The organism is Streptomyces sp. E11-3 (assembly GCF_046540415.1).
In the GTDB taxonomy this organism is placed as follows: Bacteria; Actinomycetota; Actinomycetes; order Streptomycetales; family Streptomycetaceae; genus Streptomyces.
In genome coordinates, this window is sequence record NZ_JAZGRL010000003.1 from 114,839 (window position 1) to 140,125 (window position 25,287).

Here is a 25,287-nt window from a genome sequence, read left to right on the forward strand (position 1 = left end):
CGATCAAGAGTCCCGTTGTCCGTCGATCAGAGCCCGTTCGCCGCTCCCGGGGAGCGTGGGTGGCGGTTGTGGCGGGCGCTTGCCGAGGCGTTCGGCGGCGGACTGCTGATGATCTTGACGTACGGCCTGATGGCTGAGCTCGGCAGTTCGTTTGATGCCGGGCCAACGCTGCTGTTCGGGGCCGGCGCGCTGGCGCTGCTCGTGGTGCGGCGGCGGTTCCCGGTGCTGAGCCTGTTGGGGCTTGCGGCGGTCATGGGGGTGCTGCAGGCCGTCGGGCTGCTGACGGCGGTGGTGGCGTACACGACGACGCGGCAGATCGCGGAGCCCCGGCGGCGTGTCGTGGTGCTGGCGGGCGCGTCGGCGCTGACGCTGCTGGCCAGCGTCGAGCTCGGGTCGGGGATATGGGGCGGCGGCAGGACGTACGCGCTGGCGCTCGGTGCGGTGCTCGCGGCGACCACGGTGATCCTGCCGGGTCTGGTGGGCACCGCGGCGGGGCAGCAGGACCGGCTGCTGCGGGCGCTGCGGGAGCGTACCGCCGCTGCCGAGGAGGCCCACCGTCTCGCGGAGAGCGAGTCGCGGATGCATGAGCGGTCGCGGATCGCCGCCGAGATGCACGATCTGCTGGGGCACCGGCTGAGTCTGATCTCGCTGCACGCGGGCGGGCTGGAGATGGGGCTGGAGAAGCAGGCCCCCGAGTTGCGTGACGAGGCGGTCCTGGTGCGCCAGGCCACCCGCGACGCGATGCGCGAGCTGCGTGAAGTACTGGGTGTGCTGGGGCCGTTGGGGCGCGATACCGGGACCGATGCCCTCACCGATGCGACGGGTACCCGGGCGGATATCGCGGCGCTGGTGGAGGAGTCGCGCGGCGGGGGCATTTCGGTGGAGCTCAGCTGGGAGGGCCCCGATGTGGACGGGCGCGCGGCGCGGGTACGGCGGGCGGTGCACCGGGTGGTGCGCGAGTCGCTGACCAATGTGCACCGCTACGCGGCCGGTTCCCATGTGACGGTGGCGGTCGCGCACACGGAAGAGCAGGTGGCGATCCGGGTGCGCAACGGGGTGCCGCACACCCCGCCGGACGCGGTCACCGGACTCGGCTCGGGGCGGGGTCTGACCGGTCTGCGGGAGCGGGTCGCGCTGCTCGGCGGGAGCCTGGTGGCGAGTGGGACGCCTGGGGGTGGGTTCGAGGTGGCGGCGGTGATTCCGGCTGATCCCGGCGATACCGTCGAGGCTGATCCCCGTGATCCCCGTGATCCCCGTGATGCCCGTGAGCCCGGCGATGCCGTCGAGGGGGGCGCTTCCTCCCTGGCCGTCTCGGAGCAGCGCGCCGCCGGCGCCCCGGAGCGCGTCGCGTTGCGGGAGGCCGGGGGTGTCCAGCGGCTGGCGGGGCTCACCACCGGGCTGCTGGGACTCGCCGGGATCGGCGTGCTGATGGTGCTGGGGATGGCGCTGGTGGAAGCGGCGCAGCCGGGGCCCGACTACGTGGAACCCGAGGAGATCAGGATCGGGATGTCGGAGTCGGAGGTACGGGACATCGTCTTCGGGGACGACGACGCGGTACGGGCCGCTGCGGCGGGGCGTGAGCCGGACCGGCCGGAGGGGACGACCAGCTGTCTGTACCCGTACTCGGGCAGCGAGTACGCGAGCGGTGACATCAGGGACGAGCGGTTCGAGATCGTTCGCTACTGTTTCGATCGTCACGGGCTGACGGCAGTTGATCGGTTCACGGTGCCGATGGTGCCGGTCGAGGGCGGCGGGAGCGGTACGGATGGCTGACCAGGTACGCGATGGGGCCGACCGGTCCGGTGGGGCGGTCCGGGTTCTTCTCGCCGACGACGAGGAGATGATCCGGCACGGCGTGCGGCTGATCCTGCGGCATGCCGACGGGATCGAGGTGGTCGGCGAGGCGGCCAACGGCGCCGAGGCGGTGGCGCTCGCCGCGGAGCACCGTCCCGATGTGGCGCTCGTCGATATCCGGATGCCGGTGCTCGACGGGCTCGCGGCGATCGAGCCGCTGCTCGCGCTTGATCCCGCGCCGCAGGTCGTCATGCTGACGACCTTCGGCGACGAGGAGAACGTGACGCGGGCGCTGCGGGCCGGGGCGACGGGGTTTCTGCTCAAGGACGAGGGCCCGCAGGAGCTCATCAGCGCGGTGCGGGCGGCTGCGGCGGGGGACGCGGTGTTGTCGCCCGGGGTGACCGGGGCGGTGATCCAGCGGATGCTGCGCGGGGCCGCGCCCGCGGATACCGGTGCTCGCGCCGACGCGTCGGGCGGGCAGCGGCTCGCACAGTTGACGGGGCGTGAGCGGGAGGTGCTGGCGTTGCTTGGCGAGGGGCTGTCCAACGTGGACATCGGGCGGCGGCTCGGCATTGGCGTGGGGACGGTCAAGACGCACGTCGGGGCGATTTTGGAGAAGACGGGGAGTGGGAGTCGGGTGCAGGCGGCCGTGCTGGCGCATCGGGTGGGGTTGGTGGGCTGACGCCCTCCGCTGCGGCCGGACCGGAATCCGCCGGCGATGGTGGATGAAGCCTCTGCCTGAAGCCTCTGCCTGAAGGCAGACCCGGTGTAGTCCTGAGGGACTACGTGCCCCGCCCGGCCCGACCTTTGGCAGGTAGGAGATGCACGCCCTGCGGGGTACGGAGTGGAGGGTGCGGCGCGCTGAGGATTAAGGGGAGTTGACCGCCCCCCTCAGGAGTCTTCATGTCCCAGGCCGCCTCTGCCGTCGTCCCCACCCTCGCCGCCGCCCGCGCCGTGGACCTGAGCAAGATCTACGGCACGGGCGAGACCCGGGTCGTCGCGCTGGACTCGGTGTCCGTGGAGTTCGGGCGGGGGCGGTTCACCGCGATCATGGGCCCTTCGGGCTCCGGCAAGTCGACGCTGATGCACTGCATGGCGGGCCTGGACTCGGTCTCCTCCGGGTCGGCCCGTATCGGCGAGACCGAGCTGTCCGCGCTCGGCGACAAGCGGCTCACCCACCTGCGTCGGGACAAGGTCGGCTTCGTCTTCCAGGCCTTCAACCTGCTGCCCACGCTGACCGCGTACGAGAACATCACGCTCCCGATGGACATCGCGGGCCGCAAGCCCGACAAGCCGTGGCTGGAGCAGGTCATCCAGACCGTCGGCCTGTCCGGACGGCTGACGCACCGGCCCAGCGAACTCTCCGGTGGTCAGCAGCAGCGGGTCGCGGTGGCGCGGGCGCTGGCCGCCAAGCCCGACATCATCTTCGCGGACGAGCCGACCGGCAACCTCGACTCCCGCTCCGGTGTCGAAGTCCTGGGGTTCCTGCGGGAGTCCGTACGGGAGCTGGGCCAGACCGTCGTCATGGTCACCCACGACCCGGTGGCCGCCTCGTACGCGGACCGCGTCGTGTTCCTCGCCGACGGCCGCATCGTCGACGAGCTGCACGAGCCGACCGCCGACGGCGTACTCGACCGGATGCGCCGCTTCGACACCGCCGCCCGTACGAGCTGACCTCCGCGAACTCCGCCACCAAAGCACCCAGGACTGACCAACCATGCTCCGTACCGCCCTGCGCAACGTCCTCGCGCACAAAGCCCGACTGGTGATGACCGCGCTCGCGGTCCTGCTCGGTGTCGCCTTCGTCGCCGGGACCCTCGTCTTCGGCTCCACCGTCGGCGAGGCCTTCAAGAACCAGTCGGCGAAGAATCTGAAAGACGTCGCGGTCTCCGTCCAGCAGGAGTACGTCCCCGGTCCCGACGGGGACGAGTCCGACGAGGGCAAGACCGCCCTGGACCGTGAACTGGCCGACCGGATAGTCAAGTTGCCCGGCGTCGCCTCCGTACGGCCCATGGTGAACGGCACCGCCACCATCGCCAAGAAGAGCGGCGGACCCGTCAACGACGCGGGCAGCTGGCAGAACATCGCCGCCAACTACGTGCCGGGCAAGGACGGCAAGGACAGCCGCTACCCCCTCAAGGACGGTCGCGGTCCGGCCGCCAAGGGGGAGATCGCGCTCGACGCCAAGACCGCCGACAAGGCCGGGTACCAGGTCGGCGACACCGTGCGCTTGGCCACCGAAGGGCCGACGCTCACCAAGAAGCTGGTCGGCATCGTCTCCACCGACGACCCGGCGGTCACCGCGGGCGGCACCCTGGCGCTGTTCGACACGGCCACCGCCCAGCAACTCTTCCTGGCCCCCGGCTACTTCGGCGAGATCGTCGTCGCCGCCAAGCCCGGCACCGACCAACTGGCCCTCACCGGCGACGTCCAGCACGTACTGCCCAAGAAGGGCGCCACGGCCGTCAGCGGCAAGCAGCTGGCCGACGACCAGGCCAAGCAGATCGCCCAGGACAGCAGCGCCATGACCAAGACGCTGCTGGTGTTCGCCGGAATCGCCCTCTTCGTCGGCGTGTTCATCATCGCCAACACCTTCACCATGCTGATCGCCCAGCGCAGCCGCGAGATCGCCCTGATGCGCGCGGTCGGCGCGTCCCGCCGCCAGGTGGTCCGCTCCGTACTGGTCGAGGCCGGGCTGCTCGGACTCGCCGCGTCCGCCGCCGGGTTCGCGCTCGGGCTCGGCATCGCGGCGGGCATGCGGCCGCTGCTCAACGCCGGGGGCGCGGGGCTGCCGGACGGTCCGCTGGTCGTCGGCGCGGACGCGGTGCTCGCCTCGCTGGCGGTCGGTGTGCTGGTGACCGTACTGGCCGCGTGGCTGCCGTCCCGCAAGGCCGCGAAGATCGCCCCGGTCGAGGCGATGAGCACCGTCGACGCGGCCCCCACGACACGCTCGATGGTCGTACGCAACGTCATCGGCGCCCTGCTCACCGCGCTCGGTGTGACGGTCATGCTGTACGTGTCCACACTCGACGGCAGCGACGCCAGCGACGTCGGCCTCTACCCCGCGATGCTCGGTTCCGCACTCACGCTGACCGGCATGATCGTGCTCGCCCCGCTGCTTTCCCGCCCGCTGGTCTCCCTCGCGGGCCGGGTCACCACGCGTCTGTTCGGCGCCAGCGGCAAGCTGGCCAAGGAGAACGCGCTGCGCAATCCGCGCCGTACCGCCGCGACCGCTTCCGCGCTGATGATCGGGCTCACCCTGATCACCGGCCTGACCGTGGCGGGCAACTCGGCCCAGGCGGGCATCGACAAGATGGCGACCGAGGGGCTGCGCGCCGACTACAAGGTCGCCCAGACCAACTACCGGCTGCCCGACGACTCCGCCCAGAAGCTGGCGAAGGTGCCGGGCGTGGCCGCCGCCGCGCCGATGAGCTCGGTGGGCTTCGACACCGGCGCCGGGTACGCCACGCTGACCGGTACCGACCTGGACGAGTTCGGCAAGGTCGTCGACCTGAAGTTCCGCAGCGGAGCGCTGGCCGACCTCGGCGACGGGCGGATCGGGGTCTCCCGGCAGATCGCCGAGAAGTTCGGCTGGGGGACCGGCGACACGGTGAAGCTGGAGTTCTACGAAGCCAAGGACGGCGCGGAGAAGAAGCGCACGTTCCAGGTCGCGGGCGTCTACGAGGGCAACGACTACGCGGGTGACGTACTCGGCACCGCCAAGGACATCGCGCCGCACCGCTTCCGCGACGACGCGCTGGACAACGTGCTGGTGAAGGCCGAGGACGGCGCGTCGGCCGGGCTCGACAAGCAGCTGCGCGACGCGCTCGGCGACAGCCCGCTGCTCACCGTCCAGGACCACGACCAGCTCAAGGAGGAGAGCGCCGGATTCATCAGCACGATCCTCTACATGATGTACGGACTGCTCGGGATGGCCGTGGTGATCGCGGTGCTCGGCGTGGTGAACACCCTGGCCATGTCCGTCTTCGAGCGCACCCGGGAGATCGGGATGCTGCGCGCCATCGGCCTCGACCGCAGCGGCGTGAAGCAGATGGTCCGCCTGGAGTCGGTGGTCATCTCGCTCTTCGGCGCGGTGCTCGGCATCGGCGTGGGCATCTTCCTCGCCTGGGCGGGCGGCAGCCTGACGGGTCCCGGGTTCGCGGAGTACGAGACGGTGCTGCCGTGGGGCAGGCTCGGGCTGTTCCTGCTGATCGCCCTGGTGGTCGGCGTACTGGCGGCGATCTGGCCCGCGCGCAGGGCCGCGCGGCTGAACGTCCTGGGGGCGATCAGCGCGCAGTAGGGACGCGGTGCGTAGGAGCGACGCGGTGTGCGCCGGGCGGGCCGAACTCGGCCCGCCCGGCAGGATTATTCTGCGGGCATGATCCGTTTCGCCACGCCCGCAGACATCCCCGTCATCCACGCCATGGTCCGCGAACTCGCCGAGTACGAGAAGGCGCTGGACGAGGCCAGGGCCACCCCGGAGCAGCTCCACGAGGCGCTGTTCGGGGAGCGCCCGGCCGCGTACGCGCACATCGCCGAGAACGCCGACGGCGAGCCGGTGGGCTTCGCGCTGTGGTTCCTCAACTTCTCGACCTGGCGCGGCGTGCACGGTATCTACCTTGAGGACCTGTACGTACGCCCCGAGGCGCGCGGCGGTGGCCACGGCAAGGCGCTGCTCACCGAACTCGCCCGGGAGTGTGTGGAGCACGGCTACGAGCGGCTTGAGTGGTCCGTCCTGGACTGGAACGAGCCGTCGATCAACTTCTACCGGTCGCTGGGCGCGCTGCCGCAGGACGAGTGGACCGTGTACCGGCTGACGGACGAGGCGCTGACAAAGCTGGGGTCGTAGGTCTCAGCTCCTCTCTTCCCCTTCCCTCCTCTTCTCCACCTAGAACTCATCTACCGTGTGCGGGAGTTGGGCCGTGCGCAGGGCCGCGTCGAGTGCCGCCGCCGTCCCCGGCGTGTGCTCGGTGGCCAGGCCCGCCTGGACCAGAGTGCTCACGCGGGTGTCGCCCAAGTAGCACGTGGCGAGATCCCGTACGTCGATCGACAGGTCCGCGGCGGCCTGCGTGCTCTCGTACTTGCAGCCGTCGGGGCCCGCGGTGAGGCGGTGCGGGCCCGAGTTGTCCGGCAGATGGCCGTCGTGTACGTCCAGCACGACGTCGACCGGGGCGGCCCAGGACCGGCTGCGCAGTGCCGTACGTACGTCGATCAGGCGCACCCACAGGGCGGGGAGTTCGGTGGTCACCCGCACCTGGTCGCGGTCGGCGGCGAACAGCAGCAGCGGATCGTCCGCCGGGCGCCACCAGGCACGCACCTTGTCGGTCAGGTCGACCGTGGTGAGATAGCGCCACAACGCGGCGGCCACGGCGGGGGTTTCGGCCTCCAGCTCGTCCAGCCGGACCAGGCCGGGGGCGTCGTCGCCCGACTTGGTGCGGTAGATCGCGTACCCGGCGAGCGGCTCGCCGAGCGCCACGATCCGGGGCGGGGACAGCGCCTCGTCCTCGTCGTCCTTCTCCGCCATCCACTCGTCTCGCCACCACTGCTCGGTGCGGGCGAGGCGTCCGGCGCGTGCCGTGCGGGTGCGGTCGTAGAACGGCGCGAGCAACTCGGGCGCGTCGGCCGGGTCGACCAGGCGCAGCGGGCGCTCGTCCGGCTCGATGCGCAGCCGCAGCGGGGTCCGGGAGTCGATCTCGACCGTGCGGCCCCGGGTGCCGGGCCCGAAGCCGAACCGGCCGTAGATGGCGTCCTCGGAGGCCCAGAGCGACGCGGTCGGCCACCCCTCGGCGGCGCAGGTGCGGTACAGCTCCGCGATCATCCCGGAGAGGACGCCGCGGCGCCGGTGGGTGGGGGCGACGGAGACGAAGGACAGCCCCGGGGAGGGGAGTTCGCCGCCGGGCACGGACATCGTGAAGGGGTTGGCCGCGGCGAAACCGACCAGCTCGTCACCGTCGTACGCGCCGATGCGCAGGCAGTCGCGGAGCACCTCGTGGTAGTGCTTGCGCTTGTCCTCGGCGGGTGAGGCATGGAAGACGAGGTAGGAGAGGGAGAGTGCGCGGTCGATCTGGGTCTCGGGGACCTCGCGGAACTCGATGGCGGGGGCGTTGTCCGGTGCGGAACTGTGGTCCATATTCCGGACGATAGTCTCAGGAAGTCGTACGGGCCTCCGGTTTTTGTACGGACGTACTGATTTCGGTCAGGTGTCTGGCGTGCGTGGCGCGTGCCACCGCCCCCAAGTCCGCTTGAGGTCAAGCGGTGATCTGCCGCCGCACGGCACCGAGCGCCAGCGTCGCCGCCTCCACCGCGCTGGTGAAGGACACCTCCGAGAGCACCCCGGGCGCCGCGACCTGGTCGCCCGCGAGATAGACACCGTCGCCGCGGTCGATCGCGGGACGGTCACGCCAGGTGGTGCCGGGCCGGTCCACGGCCCCCGTGCGACCGGTCGCCAGTGCCTCACGGCGCCAGGTGGTGCGCTCGCGCCAGCCGGGCATGCCGAGGTCGAGCAGTTGCTCGGCGCGCAGGACGCCGTCCTCCTTGGACTCGCCTGGCCCGACCGGTACCTGACCCTGGATGAGTTGCTCACCCTGCGGCGCGAGGCTGGGGTCCGCGGCCGAGAAGCGCTCGATCCAGCCGGGGGCGTCGAGGTCGGAGACCACGAAGGCGTCACCCCTGTGGCGGCGTACGGCCAGATCGATCAGGGTCGTACGGCCGCTCTCCCCGCGCAGCGACGCGTCGCCGAGTAGGCCGCGGGCGGCGTCGAGTGAGGTCGCGACGATCACTGGTCCGTCCTTGGCGCGGGCGGCGAGGGTGCCGCTGTCGACACGGACCGTTGTCTCGATCCGTACGCCCAGGTCCCAGGCGCGCCCGGCCATCTTGTCGATCAACGAGCTCCAGCCGCCGCGCGGGTAGTGCGCCTCGGGCGGCAGTGCGGTGGCCCGGCGCAGCCGCGCGTGCACGAAGGCGGCGGAGAGTGCGCCGGGGTCGTGGTGGAAGAGGGCCACGGCGGCGTAGTGGGCGGCGGCCCTGGCCCCTTCGTCGCCGACCTCGTCCGTGGCCCAGGAGAGGAAGTCCCGGTCCACGGGGGCCTGTTCCGGCTTGCGGCGCAGCAGCCTGAGCATCGCCAGCGGTGGGATGCGGCGCAGGGCGCCCCGGTGGCGCAGGCGCAGCCGGGCGGCCTCGAGCGGGGGCAGCGGGGCGAGCGGTGGGAGCAGGCCGCGCTGCTTCAGCCAGGTCCAGTGCGGGCCGCCGTTGTAGAGGGCGTGCGGTCCCTCGTTCGTACGGTACGGGCCTGCCTCGGCGGTGCGGGCGCGGCCGCCGAGGGTGTGGTGGGACTCGAAGAGGGTGACCTGGGCTCCGGACTCGGCGATGGTGATGGCCGAGGTGAGTCCGGCGAAGCCGCCGCCGATGACGGTGATGCGGTGGGACATGGCTTCGGTCTCCTTGGGGCGCTGTGGGTGGGTGTCACTGCGGGTGTCACTAAGGAGACGTGCTGGGGGGTCGGGGATGTGACATCGCGGGTCGCGGTGTCAGGGCGCGTTGTCAGTGGGGTGGTCCAGCATGGGGACATGGCAGCGAAACAGGGAGCGGCGCGAGCGGCGAAGGTGCGGCAGGCACGGCGGCCGGAGGTCCGGCTGCCGCCGCTGACGCCCTTCGACGGCGGCGCGCTGGAGCCGGACGGTGACTACGACGGCCTGTCCTTCCGGGACCTGGACCTGGCGGGGCAGGAGGGCCGGGGCGCCCGGTTCCTGGACTGTGCGCTCGACGGATGCGCGCTGGACGAGACCTCACTGACGAACGCCCGCGTCATCGACTCCCTCCTCACCGGTACACGGGGCGTGGGCACATCACTGGCCGGTGCGTCGCTGCGTGACGTGGAGCTGGTGGACGCGCGGCTTGGCGGGGTGCAGATGCATGGTGCGGTGCTGGAGCGGGTGGTGATCCGGGGCGGCAAGATCGACTACCTGAACCTGCGGGCGGCGCAGCTCAAGGACGTCGTCTTCGAGGGGTGCGTGCTGGTTGAGCCCGACTTCGGCGGGGCGTCGCTTGAGCGGGTCGAGTTCGTGGACTGTGCGGTGAAGGGGGCGGACTTCAGTGGCGTTCGGATGCGGGACGTCGACCTGCGGCGGGCCTCGGTGGTGGAGATCGCGCGGGGTGCGGATCGGCTCGCGGGGGCGGTGATCAGTCCGGCGCAGCTGGTTGAGCTGGCGGGGGTGTTCGCGGCGGAGATCGGGGTGCGGGTGGAGCCGGCGTAGGGGGCTCGAATGGAGCCCGTCCGGCGGTTGAGGACAATCTTTGAGCCCGGCCGGTGTCTGAGGCCTTTCGGGAAGGGGCGGGGTGGGGGCCGAAATCCCACCCCTGGAGCGGAAAGCAGGGGGACGGGCTGTGCGCGAGCGGATGTGGGGGCGCGTGCGCGCCGGGGTCGCGGCGCTGCGGGAGCGTGGCACCGCCGGGTTCGGGGACGGGGCCATGNACGGGGCACCGCAAACGGCGCAGGGCCCCGGCTGGTGGCCGGGGCCCTGCGCGTGGTTGAGCCGGGTCGGGTCAGACGCCGACGCCGAAGTCCTGGGCGATACCGGACAGGCCCGAGGCGTAGCCCTGGCCGACCGCGCGGAACTTCCACTCCGCGCCGTTGCGGTACAGCTCGCCGAAGACCATCGCGGTCTCCGTCGCGGCGTCCTCGCTGAGGTCGTAGCGGGCGATCTCCGCCTCGCCGGCCTGGTTGATGACGCGGATGAACGCGTTCCGCACCTGGCCGAAGTTCTGGCTGCGGGTCTCCGCGTCGTAGATGGAGACCGGGAAGACGATCTTGTCGACCTCGGGCGGCAGGCCCGCGAGGTTGACCTTGATCTGCTCGTCGTCGCCCTGGCCCTCGCCCGTGACGTTGTCACCGGTGTGGACGATGGTCTGGTCCGGAGTGGACTTGTTGTTGAAGAAGACGAAGTGGCCGTCCGAGACGACCTTGCCCTCGGCGTTGACCGCGATCGCCGAGGCGTCGAGGTCGAAGTCGGTGCCGGTGGTCGTGCGGACGTCCCAGCCGAGGCCCACCGTGACGGCGGTCAGGCCAGGTGCCTCCTTGGTAAGCGAGACATTGCCGCCCTTGGACAGGCTTACAGCCATGGAAGTCCCTTTCCCCTAGACGTGATGCGGGCTTCGCACCGGACACGAAGCTACCGTCATCCGCATTAACGCGGACAGGGGACCCAGAGGTTCCTCAAGCGTGGCGATCTTCTGGGTGATCTTCCCGAAGCGTGAAGTGGACTAGACCTTTCGCGATGCTCGGGCCAAACTGTCCGGGTGAGACACGTCATCGCCCTCGATGTGGGCGGCACCGGGATGAAAGCCGCCCTGATAGGGGCGGACGGCAGCGCGCTGCACGAGGCACGCCGGGCGACCGGGCGCGAGCGCGGCGCGGATGCCGTGGTCGCGTCGATACTCGAGTTCGCCGACGAGCTGCGTGCCTATGGGGAGAAGCACTTCGGGGAGCCCGCGGTGGCTGTGGGTGCGGCCGTTCCCGGCATCGTCGACGCCGAGCGTGGGGTCGCCGTGTACGCGGCGAACCTGGGCTGGCGCGACCTGCCGCTACGGGAGCTGCTCAGTCACCGGCTCGGCGGCGTGCCGGTCGCGCTCGGCCACGATGTGCGCACCGGCGGGCTCGCCGAGGGGCGGATCGGCGCGGGCCGGGGTGCCGACCGGTTCCTGTTCGTTCCGCTCGGTACCGGGATCGCCGGAGCCATCGGGATAGACGGTGTGATCGAGCCGGGGGCGCATGGGTGCGCGGGCGAGATCGGGCACATCGTCGTACGCCCTGGTGGTGCGCTCTGTGGGTGCGGTCAGCGCGGCTGTCTGGAGCGGCTGGCCTCGGCGTCTGCTGTCACGCGCGCGTGGGCTGAGGCGAGCGGTGACCCGGACGCGGACGCCGCCGACTGCGCGCGCGCCGTCGCCGCGGGTGAGGCGAAGGCGGTCGCGGTGTGGCAGGAGGCAGTGGACGCGTTGGCCGACGGGCTGGTCACCGCGCTCACCCTGCTGGACCCGCGCACCCTGATCATCGGTGGCGGTCTCGCCGAAGCGGGGGAAACCTTGTTCACACCGCTGCGGGCGGCCGTGGAAGAGCGCGTGACGTTCCAGAAGCTGCCCGACATCGTTCCTGCCGCCCTCGGGGACACGGCGGGCTGCCTGGGCGCGGGCCTGCTCGCTTGGGACCTGCTGACATCCATTCCTTCCACGGAGGTTCGTGCCTGATGGCCGCACGCAAGGTACTCACCGGCGCCCGGGTGGTGCTGCCCACCGGAACCGTCACCGGCGGCCGGGTGATCGTCGACGAGAGCGGCCGGATCGCGGGCCACGCGCCGGACGGCACCCCCGCCCTCGACCTCTCGGGCCACTGGGTCGTCCCCGGCTTCGTGGACATCCACAACCACGGCGGCGGCGGTGCCTCCTTCACCTCCGGCACGGTGGGCGAGGTCCTCACGGGTGTGCGGACCCACCGTGAGCACGGCACCACCACGCTGGTCGCCTCCACCGTCACCGGTGACATGGACTTCCTCGCACAGCGGGCCGGGTTTCTGTCCGAGCTGGCCGAGCAGGGTGACATCGCCGGGATTCATTTCGAGGGGCCGTTCATCGCGCCCTGCCGGAAGGGTGCGCATAGTGAGGAACTGCTGCGTGACCCTGATCCGGCCGAGGTCAGGAAGCTGATCGACGCCGCGCGCGGCACCGCCAAAATGGTGACGCTGGCTACTGAGCTGCCTGGCGGTGTCGACTCCGTGCGGCTGCTGGTCGAGCATGGCGTGATCGCCGCCGTTGGGCACACTGACGCCACGTACGAGCAGACCGTCGAGGCGATTGACGCGGGTGCCACCGTTGCCACGCATCTGTACAACGCCATGCCGGGCCTCGGGCACCGTGCCCCGGGGCCGATCGCGGCCCTCCTGGAGGACGAGCGGGTCACCGTCGAGCTGATCAACGACGGCACCCATCTGCACCCGGCCGCCCTGGAACTCGCCTTCCACCGCGCGGGCTCCGAGCGCGTCGCCTTCATCACCGACGCGATGGACGCGGCCGGGTTCGGAGACGGCCGGTACATGCTCGGCCCGCTGGAGGTCGAGGTGAAGGACAGTGTGGCGCGGCTCGTCGACGGCGGCTCCATCGCGGGCTCCACACTCACCCTGGACCGCGCCTTCAAGCGCGCCGTGACGGTGGATGAGTTGCCTGTTGAGGACGTCGTTCGCGCGATCTCGGCCAACCCGGCGAAGCTGCTCGGGATGTACGACACGGTCGGCTCGCTGGAGGCGGGCAAGGACGCCGACCTGGTGGTCCTGGACGCGGCGTTCGACCTCAAGGGCGTGATGCGCAAGGGTGAATGGGTGGTGGAGCCCCAAGTGGGGTGATTTGCCCGTACGTTGTCGGGGGGGATGGTGTGTAGGCGGTTGGCTCCGGAGTCTGGGCCAACCGCCTTCTGTTTGGCATGATCAGGCCCGCACGCGCGTTCCTCACGCACTTCATGTACTTCACGTTCTTCCGGGGGTGGCACCCGTGATCCTCACGGTCACGCTCAACACTGCCCTCGATGTCACCTACCGGGTCCCCCGACTGACTCCGCACGCCTCGCACCGCGTCCGTGAGGTCACCGAACGCCCTGGCGGCAAGGGCCTGAACGTGGCGCGGGTGTTGGCCGCGCTCGGGCACGAGGTCACGGTCACCGGGTTCGCGGGCGGCGACACCGGGGCGACCGTACGGCATCTGCTGGCGCGGGACGCCGCGACGGGGCCCGGGTTGCTCACCGACGCGCTGGTGCCCGTGTCAGGTGCGACGCGGCGCACCATCGCCGTGGTCGACGCCGCGTCCGGTGACACCACCCAGCTCAACGAGCCGGGGCCCTTCGTCACCTCCGACGAATGGGCCACCTTCCGCACCCGGTACGCGGAACTGCTCGGCTCCGCGCGGGCCGTGGCGCTGTGCGGCAGCCTGCCGCCGGGGGTGCCGGTGGGGGCGTACGCCCACCTCATACGCGCCGCCCGCACCGCGCGCGTGCCCGTCCTGCTCGACACCAGTGGGGAGCCGCTGCGGCGGGGGATCGCCGCGCGGCCCGACATCGTCAAGCCGAACGCCGCGGAGCTGGCCGAACTGACCGGCTCCCAGGAGCCCCTGCGCGCCACCCGCGACGCGCGGGGGCGGGGCGCCCACGCCGTGGTCGCCTCACTCGGTCCCGAGGGGCTGCTCGCGGTCACCCCTGAGGGCGGCTGGCGGGCCGCACCGCCCGCGCCCGTGTCCGGCAATCCGACGGGAGCGGGGGACTCCGTGGTCGCGGGGCTGCTGGCCGGTCTGGTCGCGGGTGAGCCGTGGCCACGGCGGTTGGCGCGAGCGGTCGCGCTGTCGGCGGCGACGGTGCGGGCGCCGGTGGCGGGGGAGTTCGACAGCGGGGCGTACGAGGGGGTGTTGGCACAGATCATGGTGACTGGGGGTGTCACCACCGCATGACCAGCCCTCTGACGCGAAATGACCTTTCTGGAAGTTGACATGACCAGATATGATCATGTGCATGTCTCTTTCGAAGCCTCGATTCCGCAGGACTGTCCAGCTCGCAGGCACTGCCCTGGGAGCCCTCATTCTGACAGTGGCGACGTCGAGTTCCGCCCAGGCCTACCCCACGCGAGCAGAATGCTCGACCACCGGTGCCTGGGGGTACGTCTATGCGGATTGGTATGGCGCTGATACCCGGATCGACTTCAGCATGACCTTCGCGGACACGAAGGCCGATGGGCACCACGCCAGAGCCCGACTCATCACCAAAGATGTCAACGGCGTGAGGAAGAACTGGGCGTGGCACAAGGATACGAACGGTGCCAATAACGGCGGCGTCAATTACAACTCCTACGCCATCAACAGCTCGGGTATCTTCGACTGGGGCATACAGGTAGCTAGGTATGAAGGAAACACCTACCTGAACTCGTGCACAGATTGGGCCATCGGCTGACCTGAAGGACTGAGGGGCGTCATGGTTTCTCTACGACCGTGCCGCCCCTCACCCATTGCTCGGTCGCGCCCCCTTCCCGAAAGGCCTCGCCGACCGGGCTCAAAGACGGCCTCAAGCATCGGCGGGCTGAGATCCAGAGGAGCAGCATGCCGATCGTCCGCACTGGTGAACTCGTCGCGGAGGCCCAGGAGAAGGGCCACGGGCTCGCCGCCTTCAACGTCATCACGCTGGAGCACGCCGAGGCCATCGCCGCCGGTGCCGAGCGGGCGGGCGCGCCCGCCGTGCTGCAGATCTCCGAGAACGCCGTGAAGTTCCACGGCGGCAGGCTCGGCGCGATCACCGCTGCCACCGCCGCCGTCGCCCGCGCCTCGTCCGCCCGCCTCGGGCTCCACCTGGACCACGTCGAGTCGGTCGAACTGCTGCGGGCCGCGCACCCCGAGGGGTTCAGCTCGGTGATGTTCGACGCCTCGAAGCTGAGCTACGGCGACAACGTCAAGGCGACGGCGGACGCGGTCCGCTGGGGCCACGAGCGCGGCATCTGGATCGAGGCCGAGCTGGGCAAGGTGGGCGGTAAGGAGGGCGAACCGCCGCTGGACGCGCACGCGCCCGGCGTCCGTACGGAACCGGCCGAGGCCGCCGCGTACGCCGCCGCGACCGGGGTGGACGCGCTGGCCGTCGCGGTCGGCTCCTCACACGCGATGACGGAGCGCACGGCGGCCCTGGACCACGCGTTGATCGCCCGGCTGCGGGATGCTGTGCCGGTCCCGCTGGTGCTGCACGGCTCAAGCGGCGTACCGGACGCGGAGATACGGCGTGCCGTCGCCTCCGGCATGGTGAAGGTCAACGTGGGCACGGCCCTCAACACGGCGTTCACCGCCGCGGTACGCGCCTTCGTCGAGGCCCACCCGTCGACCGTCGACCCCCGGAAGTACCTCGCCCCGGCGCGTGAGGCGATGGCCGGGACGGTGGCGCATTTCCTGGGGCTGACCAGCTCCCGGGCCTAGCGCCAGCCCTTTTCGAGTGACAGCTGGTCGAGGTTGACCTCGCAGGCGTTGCCGGTCTCGCAGGAGATCTTGATGATGTTGGTGCCCTTGGTGAGAAGGACGTTGGACCAGGTGTTGGTCCAGCCCCGCTCCCATTCGCCTTCCTTGGCCTTGGCGAAGTTCTCCATGTTCAGCGGCCGGTCGTGCGCCTTGCCGTTGACCGTGAGCGTGGTGTTGGCGTCCTTGCCCGGCACGCCGTAGGTCACGTTCAGCGTGTACTTGCCGTTCTTCGGGATGTCGTTGACCGTCCAGGTCGCCGACGCGCCAGGCGTGTTGAGGCCCGCCACATACGTGCCACCGGTGGCCTTCGCGCCGTCGACGTCCGACGCCGTGACGGCGCCGCCCGCCAGGGTCAGGGAGTTCGCGTCGGACTGAGGCAGCTCCACCTCGTCCTCAGGATCCTTCGCGTCCTTCGACGGCTCGTCGGACGGCTTCGCCGTGTCCGCCGGGCCCTGGGTCTGCTTCTGCTCGTCCTTGCCCGCCTGGTCGTCCTTTTCGCCCGAGTCCCCGTTGATGACCGCGACACCGATGCCGATGACCACGGCGGCGACCACGGCCAGCGCGCCGATCAGCAGCATCTTGGTGTTGGGGCCGCGGCCCCGGCCGCCGCCGCCCTGGGCGGGCTGCTGCGGCGGAGTGGCGGGAGGGCCACCCGGGAACGTCTCCGGCGCGGCGTAGTGCGCCTGGTTGTACGAGGGGGCCTGCTGCTGGCCTGGGATCTGGGGGGCGTGCGCGGGTGCCTGTGGGGGCTGGCCGTACTGGCGCTCGCCGACCGTGCGGACCTGGTTGTAGGAGCGGCCGCCGCCCGGGTAGCCATAGCCGCCGCCACCGCTCGGTGGGGTGGCACCGGCGGCCTGGCCGTCGGCGTACAGGTAGCCGAACGGGTCGTCGTCCTCGGGCTTGCTCGCGCCGTTGTCGCCGGGCGTCATGCCAACCGCTCCTCTTACAGGTCGAGTGTCAGGCGAGCCTACCCGCTCTGAGTGACACTTCACGGGGCTGTTACCGGCATGACATCGCTGACCTGCGACTATCCCGCGCGCCTGTGCTGCTTCGCACGAGATCGTTTCTCTACGTACATCCTTTGGTCAGCTGACTGCAGTACTTCCTCCGCCGACATCCCGCAGTGTGCCCATCCGATGCCGAAGCTGGCCCCGACCCGGACCGCCCTGCCGTCCACCCGGATCGGCGGGATGATCGCGTTCCGCAGGCGTACGGCCAGGTCCTGGGCGTCCGCGCGGCCGAGTCCGTCGGCCAGGACGACGAACTCGTCGCCGCCGAGCCGGGCGACCGTGTCGCCGTCCCGGACCACGTTGGTCAGTCGGCGCGCGACCTCGATGAGTACGGCGTCGCCCGTGTGGTGCCCGAAGCGGTCGTTGATCGACTTGAAGCCGTCGAGGTCGCAGAAGAGTACGGCCAGGCCCTTGGTGCCGTCGTCGGTGTCCCCTTCGGGCGCGACGGTGTGTACGTGGTGGTCGAACGCCTCGTCGTAGGTGCCCGACCCGAGGCCGGAGCCGAAGGGGTGGGAGCCCGTGTCGTAGCCGTTCGTGTCGTAGCCGTGGGCGGGGTAGGCGTGGGTGTCGTACGCGGTGACGTCGTAGCCGGCCGCCAGGGGAGCGCCGCCGTACGCCGCGTCCAGGGTGTCCACCGCGCTGGGCTGCACGGACTGCGGGCGGCGGCACAGGCGGGCGCCGAGCCGGGCGCGGAGTTCGGCGTTGTTCGGCAGGCCGGTGAGCGAGTCGTGCGAGGCGCGGTGCGCGAGCTGCAGCTCGCGGCGCTTGCGCTCCTCGATGTCCTCGACGTGGGTGAGCAGGAAGCGCGGCCCGTCGGCGGCGTCGGCGACCACGGAGTTCCGCATCGAGACCCAGAGGTAGGTGCCGTCCCGCCGCCCCAGTCTCAGCTCGGCCCGCCCGCCCTCGGCGGACGTACGGAGGAGGGTGCCTATGTCCTCGGGGTGGACGAGGTCGGAGAAGGAATAGCGGCGCATCGCGGACGCCGGGCGGCCGAGCAGGCGGCACAGGGCGTCGTTGGTGCGCAGGATCCGGCCGTGCTGGTCGCCGCCCATCTCGGCGATGGCCATGCCGGACGGCGCGTACTCGAAGGCCTGCCGGAAGGATTCCTCACTGGCCCGCAGCGCCTGCTGTTCCCGTTCGAGTCTGACCAACGCGCGTTGCATGTTTGCCCGCAAGCGAGCGTTACTGATTGCAATGGCGGCCTGGAACGCGTACATCTGGAGCGCCTCGCGGCCCCAGGCGCCCGGCAGGCGGCCGTTGCGCGGCCGGTCCACGGCGATGACGCCCAGAAGCTCGCCGCCGGCCGAGCTCGCCGCGTACATCGGCGCGAACAACCGGTCCGACGGATGCCACTCGTCCTCGAACCGCGGCTCGGGTCCCTCGGTGTACCACTGCGGTACGTCGTCGTCGTCGAGTACCCAGCCCTCGGTGTGCGGAATGAAGCGGAGGTCGCCCCACGCCTCGCCCATGCTCAGACGGCGCTCCCAGGAGGCACGGGAGCCCACGCGGCCGGTGATGAGCGCCTCGGCAGCGGCGTTACCTGCGAAGGCGGCGACGACGAGGTCGCCGTCGGGGCGTACGAGATTGACACACGCCAGCTCATAGCCGAGGCCGTTCACGATGCCGTCGGCGACCGTCTGCAGCGTGTCTGCCAGGCTTCGCGCCGTGTTCAGGTCGGCGACCACCTGATGCAGCTGCCGCAGGGTCGCAAGACGGACGTAAGGCTCCGACTCGGTCTCCATGCTTCGCTCTCCCCGAGACCTCGACAGCAACTCCAGGATTCGCAGTGTCCTCAGTGTCTGTTGGCTCCCACGTGGCCTCAGCCACTGAATCACAGCGAGCAGCTCACCCGGTACACAGGGTCAACGAAATATGAGTCCTGTGACTCAAGTCACAGGAAGGGGTGAAGGGGTGGGGAGTGAGTGCGGGGCGCCTCTGTACGTTTTCTGAACGCAAACTCAGTGGTATGTGAAGGTGGCGTGCGAGTGGGGTGGGAGCGGCGCGCGGAGGCGCCGCGTGCTCGGGCTGTGGTCCTAGGACCGGGCTCCGCCCAGGGCCCGATGCGGGGTCGGGTCCGGCGCGGCTAGCGTTTCCGGCGTGCTGAAGACTCCTGCCGTCCCACGCGTCCCCCACCCCTCAGAGCAGCCCGCTGTGCATCCTGATGGGGTGAGCAACGACGACTTCCGCGCCGCCATGTCCCGGCTGGCCGCAGGCGTGGTGCTGGTGACCGCGCGCGAGGCAGCACTGGCCGACGACGGGCCGGCGGGGGAGGACGTGGGTATGACGGCGACCGCCTTCGTGTCCGTCTCGCTCGATCCGCCGCTGGTCATGGTCAGTCTGCGGGAGGGCTCCCGGATGGACGACCTGCTCGCCGAGCAGCCGCTGTGGGGGGTTTCGGTGCTCGCCGAGAGCCAGCGGCACATCGCGGGGCGGTTCGCGATGAAGGGGCGGATCAGCGACCGGCTGCTCTTCGCGGACATCCCGTACGCCCGTGGGGAGGTGTCCGGGTCGCCGCTGGTGGGCGGTGCGCTGGCGACCCTGGAGTGCCGTACGGAGCAGATCGTGCGGGCGGGGGACCACACGCTGGTGATCGGGCGGGTGCTGAGCGCGTCGCTGCCGAGTGCGGAGGGCGGGCCGTTGATGTACTTCCGGGGCCGGTACCGGCAGTTGGGCTGACTTCCGGCTGCCGGGCCGACCGGGAGGGGTTCGGTCCCGTCACCATCGGTCCCGTCACCATCGGTTCCGTCACCAATCGCGGCCGGAGCGGCCCCGCTTCGTCTCGCTGCGGGCCTTCTTCTGGCGCAGCCGCCGCTCGTTGATGCCCCGGGGGATCCTCGTCGCGCGCCGCGGCTTCGGTGGCGGCGCGGTCGCCTCGGCCAGCAGCGAGGCCAGGCGGGTGGCCGCCATCTCGCGGTTGCGCCACTGCGAGCGGTGCTCGGATGCGCGGACCGCGATCACTCCGCCGATCAGCTTGGGCGCGAGCCGCTCCAGGGCGCGCTGCTTCCACACCTCGGGCAGCGACGAGGTGTTCGCCAGGTCGAAGCGGAGCTCCACCTGCGAGTCGCTGGTGTTCACATGCTGCCCGCCGGGCCCGGACGACCTGGAGAAACGCCAGACGAGCTCGGCCTCCGGCAGGGAGACCGAACCGCGGATGACATAGGGACCAGGCATGCGCACCATGATTCCGTGCGCCCCCGGCCCCCGTCACCCCGTTTTCGGCCCGGCGGCCGTGATTCTCAGCTCAGGATCACGCTGCGGGACAGGTTCCGCGGGCGGTCCGGGTCGTAGCCCTTCGCCTCGGCCAGCGCCACCGCGAGGCGTTGCGCGCGGATCAGGTCGGCCAGCGGGTCCGCGTCCTGGCGGGCGACCAGATGGCCGCCGACGCGGTCCACGTCACCGGCGAGCCCCTCGGGCAGCGTGCCGAACATCCATGCCACCCGGCCGGGACCCGTGATGGAGATCGGGCCGTGCCGGTACTCCATCGCGGGGTACGCCTCGGTCCAGGCCCCCGCCGCCTCGCGCATCTTCAGCCCGGCCTCGAGCGCGAGCCCGTACGTCCAGCCACGGCCCAGGAACGTCCACTGCTCGGCGCCGAGTACGGCTTCGGGCAGTGGCTCGGTGACCGCGAGCTCCGCGTCGACGGCGGCCTCGGCGATCGACTTCACACCTGGTACGCCGTCCCCGAGCCCGGCTCGCAGGAAGGCCAGGGCCGTGGTCGCGAAGCGCGTCTGGACCACCGACTCCTCGTCCGCGAAGTCGAGCACCGCCACCTGGTCCGCCGCGTCCATCACGGGGGTCTTGGGGTCGGCGGTCAGCGCCACCGTCGCGGTGGTGCCGCGCAGGTCGCCGAGCAGGGACAGCACCTCGGTCGTCGTACCGGAGCGGGTGATCGCCACCACCCGGTCGTACGGGCGGCCCACCGGGAACTCCGACGAGGCGAAGGCGTCCGTCTCGCCCTGGCCCGCGGCCTCGCGCAGCGCGGCGTACGCGATCGCCATGAACCAGGACGTGCCGCAGCCGGTGACGGCGACCCGCTCGCCCGGTCGCGGCAGCCCGTCGAAGTCGGCGGCGGCCTTGGCCGCTCGGCGCCAGCAGGTGGGCTGGGTGGCTATTTCGGCTGCGGTACGGGACATGCGCGGCGGCTCCTCGAACGGGCGGTGCGGCAGGACGAGATGTGCATAGCAGCCGTGGCGACCGAGGGGCAACGGTGCGAGTGGTGTAGACCTCCAGGCAGAGGTGGTGTAGACCTCCCTGTGAACAACAGGAAAACTCGCAGTTCATACAATCAGGACGTCACGGGGGGACCGACTGAAACAGATGAGAGTAGGAAAAGCTGTGCACCGGCGGACAACAGGGCTGATCGCGGCGGTAGTCGCACTGGGCATGACGGCCACGCTGGCCGGCTGCGGCAGTACCGGTTCTGATGAGGTGACCCTCAAACTCGTGGCCGCCGACTACGGCGACAGCGCGGACAACAGCTCCAAGAAGTACTGGGACGACCTGGTCGAGGAGTTCGAGAGCAAGAACTCCGGCATCAAGGTCGAGGTCACCGTGCTGCCCTGGACCGACGTCGACGCCAAGGTCGCCGAGATGGCCGAGAAGGGCGAGGCGCCCGACATGGCGCAGATCGGCGCCTACGCCGATCACGCCGCCAAGGACCGCCTGTACACCGCCGACGAACTGCTCTCCATCTCCGTGCAGTCCGACTTCCTCTCCCCGCTCACCGCCGCGGGCGAGGTCAAGCGGGTCCAGTACGGCATCCCGTTCGCCTCGTCGACCCGGCTGCTCTTCTACAACAAGGAGCTGTTCAAGGCCGCCGACGTCGAGCCGCCGACGACCTGGAACGAGCTCGCGGCCGCCGCCCAGTCCCTGAAGGACACCGGGGTGAAGACGCCGTTCGCGCTGCCGCTCGGCCCGGAGGAGGCGCAGGCCGAGACCATGCAGTGGCTGCTGAGCGGTGGCTCCGGCTACACCGACCAGATCGGTACGTACACGCTGGACTCGCCGCAGAACATCGACACCTTCAGGTGGCTGAAGAGCGAGCTGGTCGCCAAGGACCTGACCGGCCCGGTCCCGCCTCAGAAGCTCAACCGGCAGAAGGCCTTCGACGCCTTCGCGCGTGGCGAGGTCGGCATGCTCAACGGCCACCCCACGCTGATGAAGCAGGCCGAGAAGGGCGGCGTGAAGTACGGCATGGTGCCGCTGCCCGGCGTCAACGGCAAGGCCAAGGCCACCATGGGCGTGGCGGACTGGATGATGGCCTTCAAGGCGAACGGCCACCGCGACGAGATCGGCACCTTCCTCGACTTCGTCTACAGCGAGGAGAAGGTCCTGGACTTCTCCGCCCGCTACGACATCCTGCCGGTCACCAGTTCCGCGGCCGAGGCGCTGGCTGCCGATCCGAAGCACAAGGCGCTGCGCGCGTTCCTGGAGGAGCTGCCGACGTCGGAGCTTTACCCGGTGGGCAAGACGTCCTGGGCGAAGGTGAGCGCGGACATCAAGAAGAGGATCGGCGCGACGGTCGAGCGGGGCGGCGACCCGGTGACGACCCTCAAGGAGATGCAGAACGCGGCGGTGGCGGCGGACAACAGCGCGGGCTAGGCGGGGCTGTCAGTGGGCGCGGCTACGGTTTGGGTATGACGGAACAGACCGGTCCCTCCGAACGCTCCGGTCCCTCCGAACGCTCCGGTCCCTCCGAACGCTCCGGCTCCTCCGGTCTCTGCGAGCGCGATGCCGCCGTGCTCGCGGTGGAGCGGCAGAGCTGGCCGGGGGCCGGGGCCAAGGAGCGCGCCATCAGGGAGCGGCTCGGCATCTCGCCCACCCGCTACTACCAGTTGCTCGGCGCGCTCATAGACGACCCGCGTGCCCAGGCCCACGACCCGGTGACGGTGAACCGGCTGCGGCGGCTGCGGGACGCGCGGCGGGCTCGGCGCTGATTGGTCCCGGCGTTGATTGGTCCCGGCGTTGATCGGTCCCGGCGGCGCGGCCCGCCGACGCCCCGCATATGCGTCCGTACGCGGGGCGTGCGCCCGGCCGTAGCTGGATAGGGTCGGGGCATGGGCAGCCAACCGCACTCCCGTTCGTCCGACCCCGCGTCTGACCTGCCGACGCCCGTGACCGCCGCCGGGCGCGAGGGGCTCGCCGCGCTCCTCGACCGGCCCCGGCGTGCCGTCGTGGCTCTCGACTTCGACGGTACTCTCGCCGAGATCGTCTCCGACCCGGAGCAGGCGCGGGCCCACCCCGACGCCGTCCCCGCGCTGGCCGAGCTGGCGCCGAAGCTCGGCTCGGTCGCGGTGCTGACCGGGCGTCCGGCCGGGGTCGCCGTACGGTACGGCGGCTTCGCGGGGGTGCCGGGGCTTGAGCACCTGGTGGTGCTCGGGCACTACGGCGCCGAGCGCTGGGACGCGGTGTCCGGGCAGGTGCAGGCGCCCGAGCCGCACCCCGGAGTCGCGGCGGTCCGCGCGGAGCTGCCGGGCTTCCTGGACGAGCTGGGCGAGTGGCGGGGCACCTGGATCGAGGAGAAGGGGCGGGCGGTCGCCGTCCACACCCGGCGTGCGGCGGATCCCTCCGCGGCCTTCGAAGCCCTGCGCGGTCCGCTCGGTGAGCTGGCCGAGCGGCACGGGCTTGTCGTCGAGCCGGGCCGCTTCGTACTGGAGCTGCGTCCGCCGGGCGTCGACAAGGGCGCGGCGCTCACCTCCTACCTCCGCGAGGTGTCCGCGGAGGCGGTCCTCTACGCCGGGGACGACCTCGGCGACCTGGCGGCGTTCGCGGCGGTCGAGAAGTTGCGGGGGGAGGGGGTGGCGGGGCTCCTGGTGTGCAGCGGCAGCCAGGAGGTGCCGGAGCTGGCGGACCGGGCGGACGTGGTGGTCGACGGCCCGTCGGGTGTGGTGGCGCTGCTGGGCGCGCTGGCGTCGCGGTTGCCGTAACAGACGGAAGATTCCCCAATCCCGCCCCTTCCCGAAACTGGGGGCAAGCCCCCAGACCCCCTTTGGCCTCAAACGCCGGCCGGGCTGAATTTCTGACCTCAGCCGCGTAGCTCCGTCAGCTGATCCAAGAACCACTGCGCGGGCGGCAGCGAAGTCGCCGCCGCGGCCAACCGCTTCGTGCGCTCCGCCCGCTCCGCGGACGGCATCACCAGCGCCGAGTGCAGCGCCGCCGCCGTACCGGACACATCGAACGGGTTCACCACCACCGCGTCATCGCCCAGCTCCTCGAACGCCCCCGCCTCCCGCGACAGCACCAGCGCACACCCCTCGTCCGAGACGACCGGCACCTCCTTGGCGACCAGGTTCATGCCGTCCCTGATGGGGTTGACCAGCGCCACGTCGGCCAGCCGGTACGCCGCGAGCGACCGCGCGAAGTCGTCCTTGACGTGCAGGACGACGGGGGTCCAACCAGGCGTCCCGAACGTCTCGTTGATCTCGGAGGCGACCCGCGAGACCTCCGCCGTGTACGCGCGGTAGATCTCCAGGTCCTGCCGGGACGGATAGGCGAAGGCGAGGTGCACCACCCGCTCCCGCCACTCGGGGTGCGATTCGAGCAGCAGCCGGTACGCCTGCAGACCGCGCAGGATGTTCTTGGACAGCTCGGTGCGGTCGACCCGGACGATGGTCTTGCGGACGTCACCGGAGGGACCGGTGCCGATCTGCGAGCGCAGGCCGACGAGCCGCTCCTCGACATCGTCCCGCCGCGACCGCTCCCGCAGAAAGTCGGCGTCGGCGCCCAGGCCGTGCACCCCGATCCGCGTAGCGCCCAGCGCGTCCGGGCCGAGCACCCCCGAAACGCACCCCACGAACGCGTCCGCCCAGCGCCGGGTCAGAAACGCGAGGCGGTCCGCCCCGAGCATCCCCCGCAGCAGCTGCGCGGCGATGTCGTCCGGCAGCATCCGGAAGTAGTCGAGCGGCGCCCACGGGGTGTGCGAGAAGTGCCCGATCCGCAGATCCGCGCGCAGCTCGCGGAGCATCCCCGGCACCAGGGCCAGGTGGTAGTCCTGCACGAGCACGGCCGCGTCCGGCGCCGCCTCCGCGGCCAGCGCCTCGGCGAAGGCGCGGTTGTAGGCCTCGTACGCGGCCCACTGGCGCCGGAACTCCGAGCCGAAGGCGGGCTCCAGCGGCGTCTGGTAGAGGAGGTGGTGGACGAACCACAGGACCGAGTTGGCGATGCCGTTGTACGCGTCGGCGTGCACCTCGGCGTCGATCGCGAGCATGCGCACGCCCGCCTCACCGACTCCGCGCCGTACCGCCTCCCGGTCCCCGTCGGTCAGCGCCGCGCAGACCCACAGCGCGTCCGTGTCGGGGCCGATCGCGGAGAGCCCGGAGACCAGCCCACCGCCGCCGCGCTTTGCGTCGAGCGTGCCGTCGTCGCGTACGGCGTACGAGACCGGTCCGCGGTTGGAGGCGACGAGGACCTGGGCGTGGTGCCGTGCGTGGTGCTCGGAAGACATGCGCCCTACCTAGCCCGTGGCGTA

At 71.1% G+C, this 25,287-nt stretch carries 23 protein-coding genes; 15 read left to right on the top strand and 8 right to left on the bottom strand.

Translation table 11 applies throughout. The annotated features are described in order from the left end of the window. The first annotated feature begins 15 nt into the window (after positions 1 to 15). From U9R90_RS30095 to U9R90_RS30115, 5 genes are all read left to right on the top strand, one after another. The gene (locus U9R90_RS30095; protein WP_411059959.1) at positions 16 to 1,773 is read left to right on the top strand and encodes a sensor histidine kinase; all 1,758 of its coding nucleotides are present in this window, start codon (positions 16 to 18) and stop codon (positions 1,771 to 1,773) included. Continuing rightward, on the top strand, positions 1,766 to 2,476 hold the full coding sequence (locus U9R90_RS30100; RefSeq protein ID WP_411059960.1) for a response regulator: 711 nt from the start codon (positions 1,766 to 1,768) through the stop codon (positions 2,474 to 2,476). The genes U9R90_RS30095 and U9R90_RS30100 overlap by 8 nt, the downstream gene beginning before the upstream one ends. A gap of 221 nt (positions 2,477 to 2,697) precedes the next feature. Continuing rightward, on the top strand, positions 2,698 to 3,468 hold the full coding sequence (locus U9R90_RS30105; RefSeq protein WP_411059962.1) for an ABC transporter ATP-binding protein: 771 nt from the start codon (positions 2,698 to 2,700) through the stop codon (positions 3,466 to 3,468). A 43-nt stretch (positions 3,469 to 3,511) separates the two neighbouring features. After that, positions 3,512 to 6,094, top strand: a complete 2,583-nt coding sequence (locus tag U9R90_RS30110) for an ABC transporter permease (protein WP_411059964.1) — start codon at positions 3,512 to 3,514, stop codon at positions 6,092 to 6,094. Between the two features lie 27 nt (positions 6,095 to 6,121). Continuing rightward, positions 6,122 to 6,643, top strand: coding sequence for a GNAT family N-acetyltransferase (locus U9R90_RS30115; RefSeq protein WP_411059966.1), 522 nt, complete (start codon positions 6,122 to 6,124; stop codon positions 6,641 to 6,643). A gap of 39 nt (positions 6,644 to 6,682) precedes the next feature. Here U9R90_RS30115 and U9R90_RS30120 read toward each other — a convergent pair whose 3' ends face one another. Together U9R90_RS30120 and U9R90_RS30125 are read right to left on the bottom strand one after the other, a co-directional pair. Then, positions 6,683 to 7,924: a GNAT family N-acetyltransferase gene (locus U9R90_RS30120; RefSeq protein WP_411059968.1), complete on the bottom strand. Its 1,242-nt coding sequence runs from the start codon at positions 7,922 to 7,924 to the stop codon at positions 6,683 to 6,685. 118 nt (positions 7,925 to 8,042) lie between these two features. Next, positions 8,043 to 9,221, bottom strand: a complete 1,179-nt coding sequence (locus U9R90_RS30125; protein ID WP_411059970.1) for an FAD-dependent oxidoreductase — start codon at positions 9,219 to 9,221, stop codon at positions 8,043 to 8,045. 138 nt (positions 9,222 to 9,359) lie between these two features. Here U9R90_RS30125 and U9R90_RS30130 point away from each other — a divergent pair, with 138 nt between their 5' ends. Beyond that, a complete protein-coding gene (locus tag U9R90_RS30130) occupies positions 9,360 to 10,046 on the top strand; it encodes a pentapeptide repeat-containing protein (RefSeq protein ID WP_411059972.1) in 687 nt (228 codons plus the stop codon). 289 nt (positions 10,047 to 10,335) lie between these two features. Here the strand turns inward: U9R90_RS30130 and U9R90_RS30135 are convergent, their stop codons facing one another. Beyond that, on the bottom strand, positions 10,336 to 10,911 hold the full coding sequence (locus U9R90_RS30135) for a TerD family protein (RefSeq protein WP_411059974.1): 576 nt from the start codon (positions 10,909 to 10,911) through the stop codon (positions 10,336 to 10,338). 177 nt (positions 10,912 to 11,088) lie between these two features. Here U9R90_RS30135 and U9R90_RS30140 point away from each other — a divergent pair, with 177 nt between their 5' ends. The 5 genes from U9R90_RS30140 to U9R90_RS30160 all read left to right on the top strand — a co-directional run bounded on the left by U9R90_RS30140 (position 11,089) and on the right by U9R90_RS30160 (position 15,771). After that, complete coding sequence (locus U9R90_RS30140) at positions 11,089 to 12,033, top strand: ROK family protein (RefSeq protein WP_411059976.1); 945 nt, start codon at positions 11,089 to 11,091, stop codon at positions 12,031 to 12,033. Beyond that, positions 12,033 to 13,181: an N-acetylglucosamine-6-phosphate deacetylase gene (nagA, locus tag U9R90_RS30145; RefSeq protein ID WP_411059977.1), complete on the top strand. Its 1,149-nt coding sequence runs from the start codon at positions 12,033 to 12,035 to the stop codon at positions 13,179 to 13,181. Before U9R90_RS30140 ends, nagA begins: the two co-directional genes overlap by 1 nt. Before the next feature lie 145 nt (positions 13,182 to 13,326). Beyond that, on the top strand, positions 13,327 to 14,271 hold the full coding sequence (locus U9R90_RS30150) for a 1-phosphofructokinase family hexose kinase (RefSeq protein WP_411059979.1): 945 nt from the start codon (positions 13,327 to 13,329) through the stop codon (positions 14,269 to 14,271). Between the two features lie 61 nt (positions 14,272 to 14,332). Then, positions 14,333 to 14,767 (top strand): hypothetical protein, encoded by a 435-nt coding sequence (locus tag U9R90_RS30155; protein WP_411059981.1) that lies wholly within the window; start codon positions 14,333 to 14,335, stop codon positions 14,765 to 14,767. Positions 14,768 to 14,913: 146 nt separating this feature from the next. Then, a complete protein-coding gene (locus tag U9R90_RS30160) occupies positions 14,914 to 15,771 on the top strand; it encodes a class II fructose-bisphosphate aldolase (RefSeq protein WP_411059983.1) in 858 nt (285 codons plus the stop codon). Here the strand turns inward: U9R90_RS30160 and U9R90_RS30165 are convergent. Beyond that, positions 15,768 to 16,739 carry a carbohydrate-binding protein gene (locus U9R90_RS30165; RefSeq protein ID WP_411059985.1) on the bottom strand — a complete coding sequence of 324 codons (972 nt, stop codon included), beginning with the start codon at positions 16,737 to 16,739 and terminating at the stop codon, positions 15,768 to 15,770. The two genes, U9R90_RS30160 and U9R90_RS30165, sit on opposite strands and share 4 nt — an antisense overlap. A gap of 98 nt (positions 16,740 to 16,837) precedes the next feature. Beyond that, positions 16,838 to 18,562 carry a diguanylate cyclase CdgB gene (gene cdgB / locus U9R90_RS30170; RefSeq protein WP_411059987.1) on the bottom strand — a complete coding sequence of 575 codons (1,725 nt, stop codon included), beginning with the start codon at positions 18,560 to 18,562 and terminating at the stop codon, positions 16,838 to 16,840. Positions 18,563 to 18,917: 355 nt separating this feature from the next. Between cdgB and U9R90_RS30175 the strand changes: the two genes are divergently transcribed. Further along, a complete protein-coding gene (locus tag U9R90_RS30175) occupies positions 18,918 to 19,496 on the top strand; it encodes a flavin reductase family protein (protein WP_411059989.1) in 579 nt (192 codons plus the stop codon). A gap of 69 nt (positions 19,497 to 19,565) precedes the next feature. Here the strand turns inward: U9R90_RS30175 and arfB are convergent, their stop codons facing one another. Together arfB and U9R90_RS30185 are read right to left on the bottom strand one after the other, a co-directional pair. Further along, on the bottom strand, positions 19,566 to 20,000 hold the full coding sequence (gene arfB / locus U9R90_RS30180) for an alternative ribosome rescue aminoacyl-tRNA hydrolase ArfB (protein WP_411059990.1): 435 nt from the start codon (positions 19,998 to 20,000) through the stop codon (positions 19,566 to 19,568). 56 nt (positions 20,001 to 20,056) lie between these two features. After that, entirely contained in the window at positions 20,057 to 20,953 is an 897-nt protein-coding gene (locus U9R90_RS30185) for an SIS domain-containing protein (protein WP_411059992.1), read from the bottom strand. A 202-nt stretch (positions 20,954 to 21,155) separates the two neighbouring features. Between U9R90_RS30185 and U9R90_RS30190 the strand changes: the two genes are divergently transcribed. The 3 genes from U9R90_RS30190 to otsB all read left to right on the top strand — a co-directional run bounded on the left by U9R90_RS30190 (position 21,156) and on the right by otsB (position 23,746). Beyond that, entirely contained in the window at positions 21,156 to 22,421 is a 1,266-nt protein-coding gene (locus U9R90_RS30190; RefSeq protein ID WP_411059994.1) for an ABC transporter substrate-binding protein, read from the top strand. Positions 22,422 to 22,456: 35 nt separating this feature from the next. After that, positions 22,457 to 22,756, top strand: a complete 300-nt coding sequence (locus U9R90_RS30195; RefSeq protein ID WP_411059996.1) for a DUF3263 domain-containing protein — start codon at positions 22,457 to 22,459, stop codon at positions 22,754 to 22,756. A 120-nt stretch (positions 22,757 to 22,876) separates the two neighbouring features. Continuing rightward, a complete protein-coding gene (gene otsB / locus U9R90_RS30200; RefSeq protein ID WP_411059997.1) occupies positions 22,877 to 23,746 on the top strand; it encodes a trehalose-phosphatase in 870 nt (289 codons plus the stop codon). 98 nt (positions 23,747 to 23,844) lie between these two features. On the opposite strand, the gene U9R90_RS30205 is transcribed toward otsB, so the two are convergent. Further along, complete coding sequence (locus U9R90_RS30205; protein WP_411059999.1) at positions 23,845 to 25,263, bottom strand: trehalose-6-phosphate synthase; 1,419 nt, start codon at positions 25,261 to 25,263, stop codon at positions 23,845 to 23,847. Between the last annotated feature and the right edge of the window lie 24 nt (positions 25,264 to 25,287).

Bases quoted from the DNA above. Each gene is read 5' to 3' on its own strand.
- U9R90_RS30100 (WP_411059960.1), top strand. From the start codon at position 1,766: ATGGCTGACCAGGTACGCGATGGGGCCGACCGGTCCGGTGGGGCGGTC.
- U9R90_RS30155 (WP_411059981.1), top strand. From the start codon at position 14,333: ATGTCTCTTTCGAAGCCTCGATTCCGCAGGACTGTCCAGCTCGCAGGC.
- nagA (WP_411059977.1), top strand. From the start codon at position 12,033: ATGGCCGCACGCAAGGTACTCACCGGCGCCCGGGTGGTGCTGCCCACC.
- U9R90_RS30160 (WP_411059983.1), top strand. From the start codon at position 14,914: ATGCCGATCGTCCGCACTGGTGAACTCGTCGCGGAGGCCCAGGAGAAG.
- U9R90_RS30185 (WP_411059992.1), bottom strand. From the start codon at position 20,953: ATGTCCCGTACCGCAGCCGAAATAGCCACCCAGCCCACCTGCTGGCGC.
- otsB (WP_411059997.1), top strand. From the start codon at position 22,877: ATGGGCAGCCAACCGCACTCCCGTTCGTCCGACCCCGCGTCTGACCTG.
- U9R90_RS30165 (WP_411059985.1), bottom strand. From the start codon at position 16,739: ATGACGCCCGGCGACAACGGCGCGAGCAAGCCCGAGGACGACGACCCG.
- U9R90_RS30105 (WP_411059962.1), top strand. From the start codon at position 2,698: ATGTCCCAGGCCGCCTCTGCCGTCGTCCCCACCCTCGCCGCCGCCCGC.
- arfB (WP_411059990.1), bottom strand. From the start codon at position 20,000: ATGGTGCGCATGCCTGGTCCCTATGTCATCCGCGGTTCGGTCTCCCTG.
- U9R90_RS30195 (WP_411059996.1), top strand. From the start codon at position 22,457: ATGACGGAACAGACCGGTCCCTCCGAACGCTCCGGTCCCTCCGAACGC.
- cdgB (WP_411059987.1), bottom strand. From the start codon at position 18,562: ATGGAGACCGAGTCGGAGCCTTACGTCCGTCTTGCGACCCTGCGGCAG.
- U9R90_RS30110 (WP_411059964.1), top strand. From the start codon at position 3,512: ATGCTCCGTACCGCCCTGCGCAACGTCCTCGCGCACAAAGCCCGACTG.
- U9R90_RS30120 (WP_411059968.1), bottom strand. From the start codon at position 7,924: ATGGACCACAGTTCCGCACCGGACAACGCCCCCGCCATCGAGTTCCGC.
- U9R90_RS30125 (WP_411059970.1), bottom strand. From the start codon at position 9,221: ATGTCCCACCGCATCACCGTCATCGGCGGCGGCTTCGCCGGACTCACC.
- U9R90_RS30135 (WP_411059974.1), bottom strand. From the start codon at position 10,911: ATGGCTGTAAGCCTGTCCAAGGGCGGCAATGTCTCGCTTACCAAGGAG.
- U9R90_RS30130 (WP_411059972.1), top strand. From the start codon at position 9,360: ATGGCAGCGAAACAGGGAGCGGCGCGAGCGGCGAAGGTGCGGCAGGCA.
- U9R90_RS30205 (WP_411059999.1), bottom strand. From the start codon at position 25,263: ATGTCTTCCGAGCACCACGCACGGCACCACGCCCAGGTCCTCGTCGCC.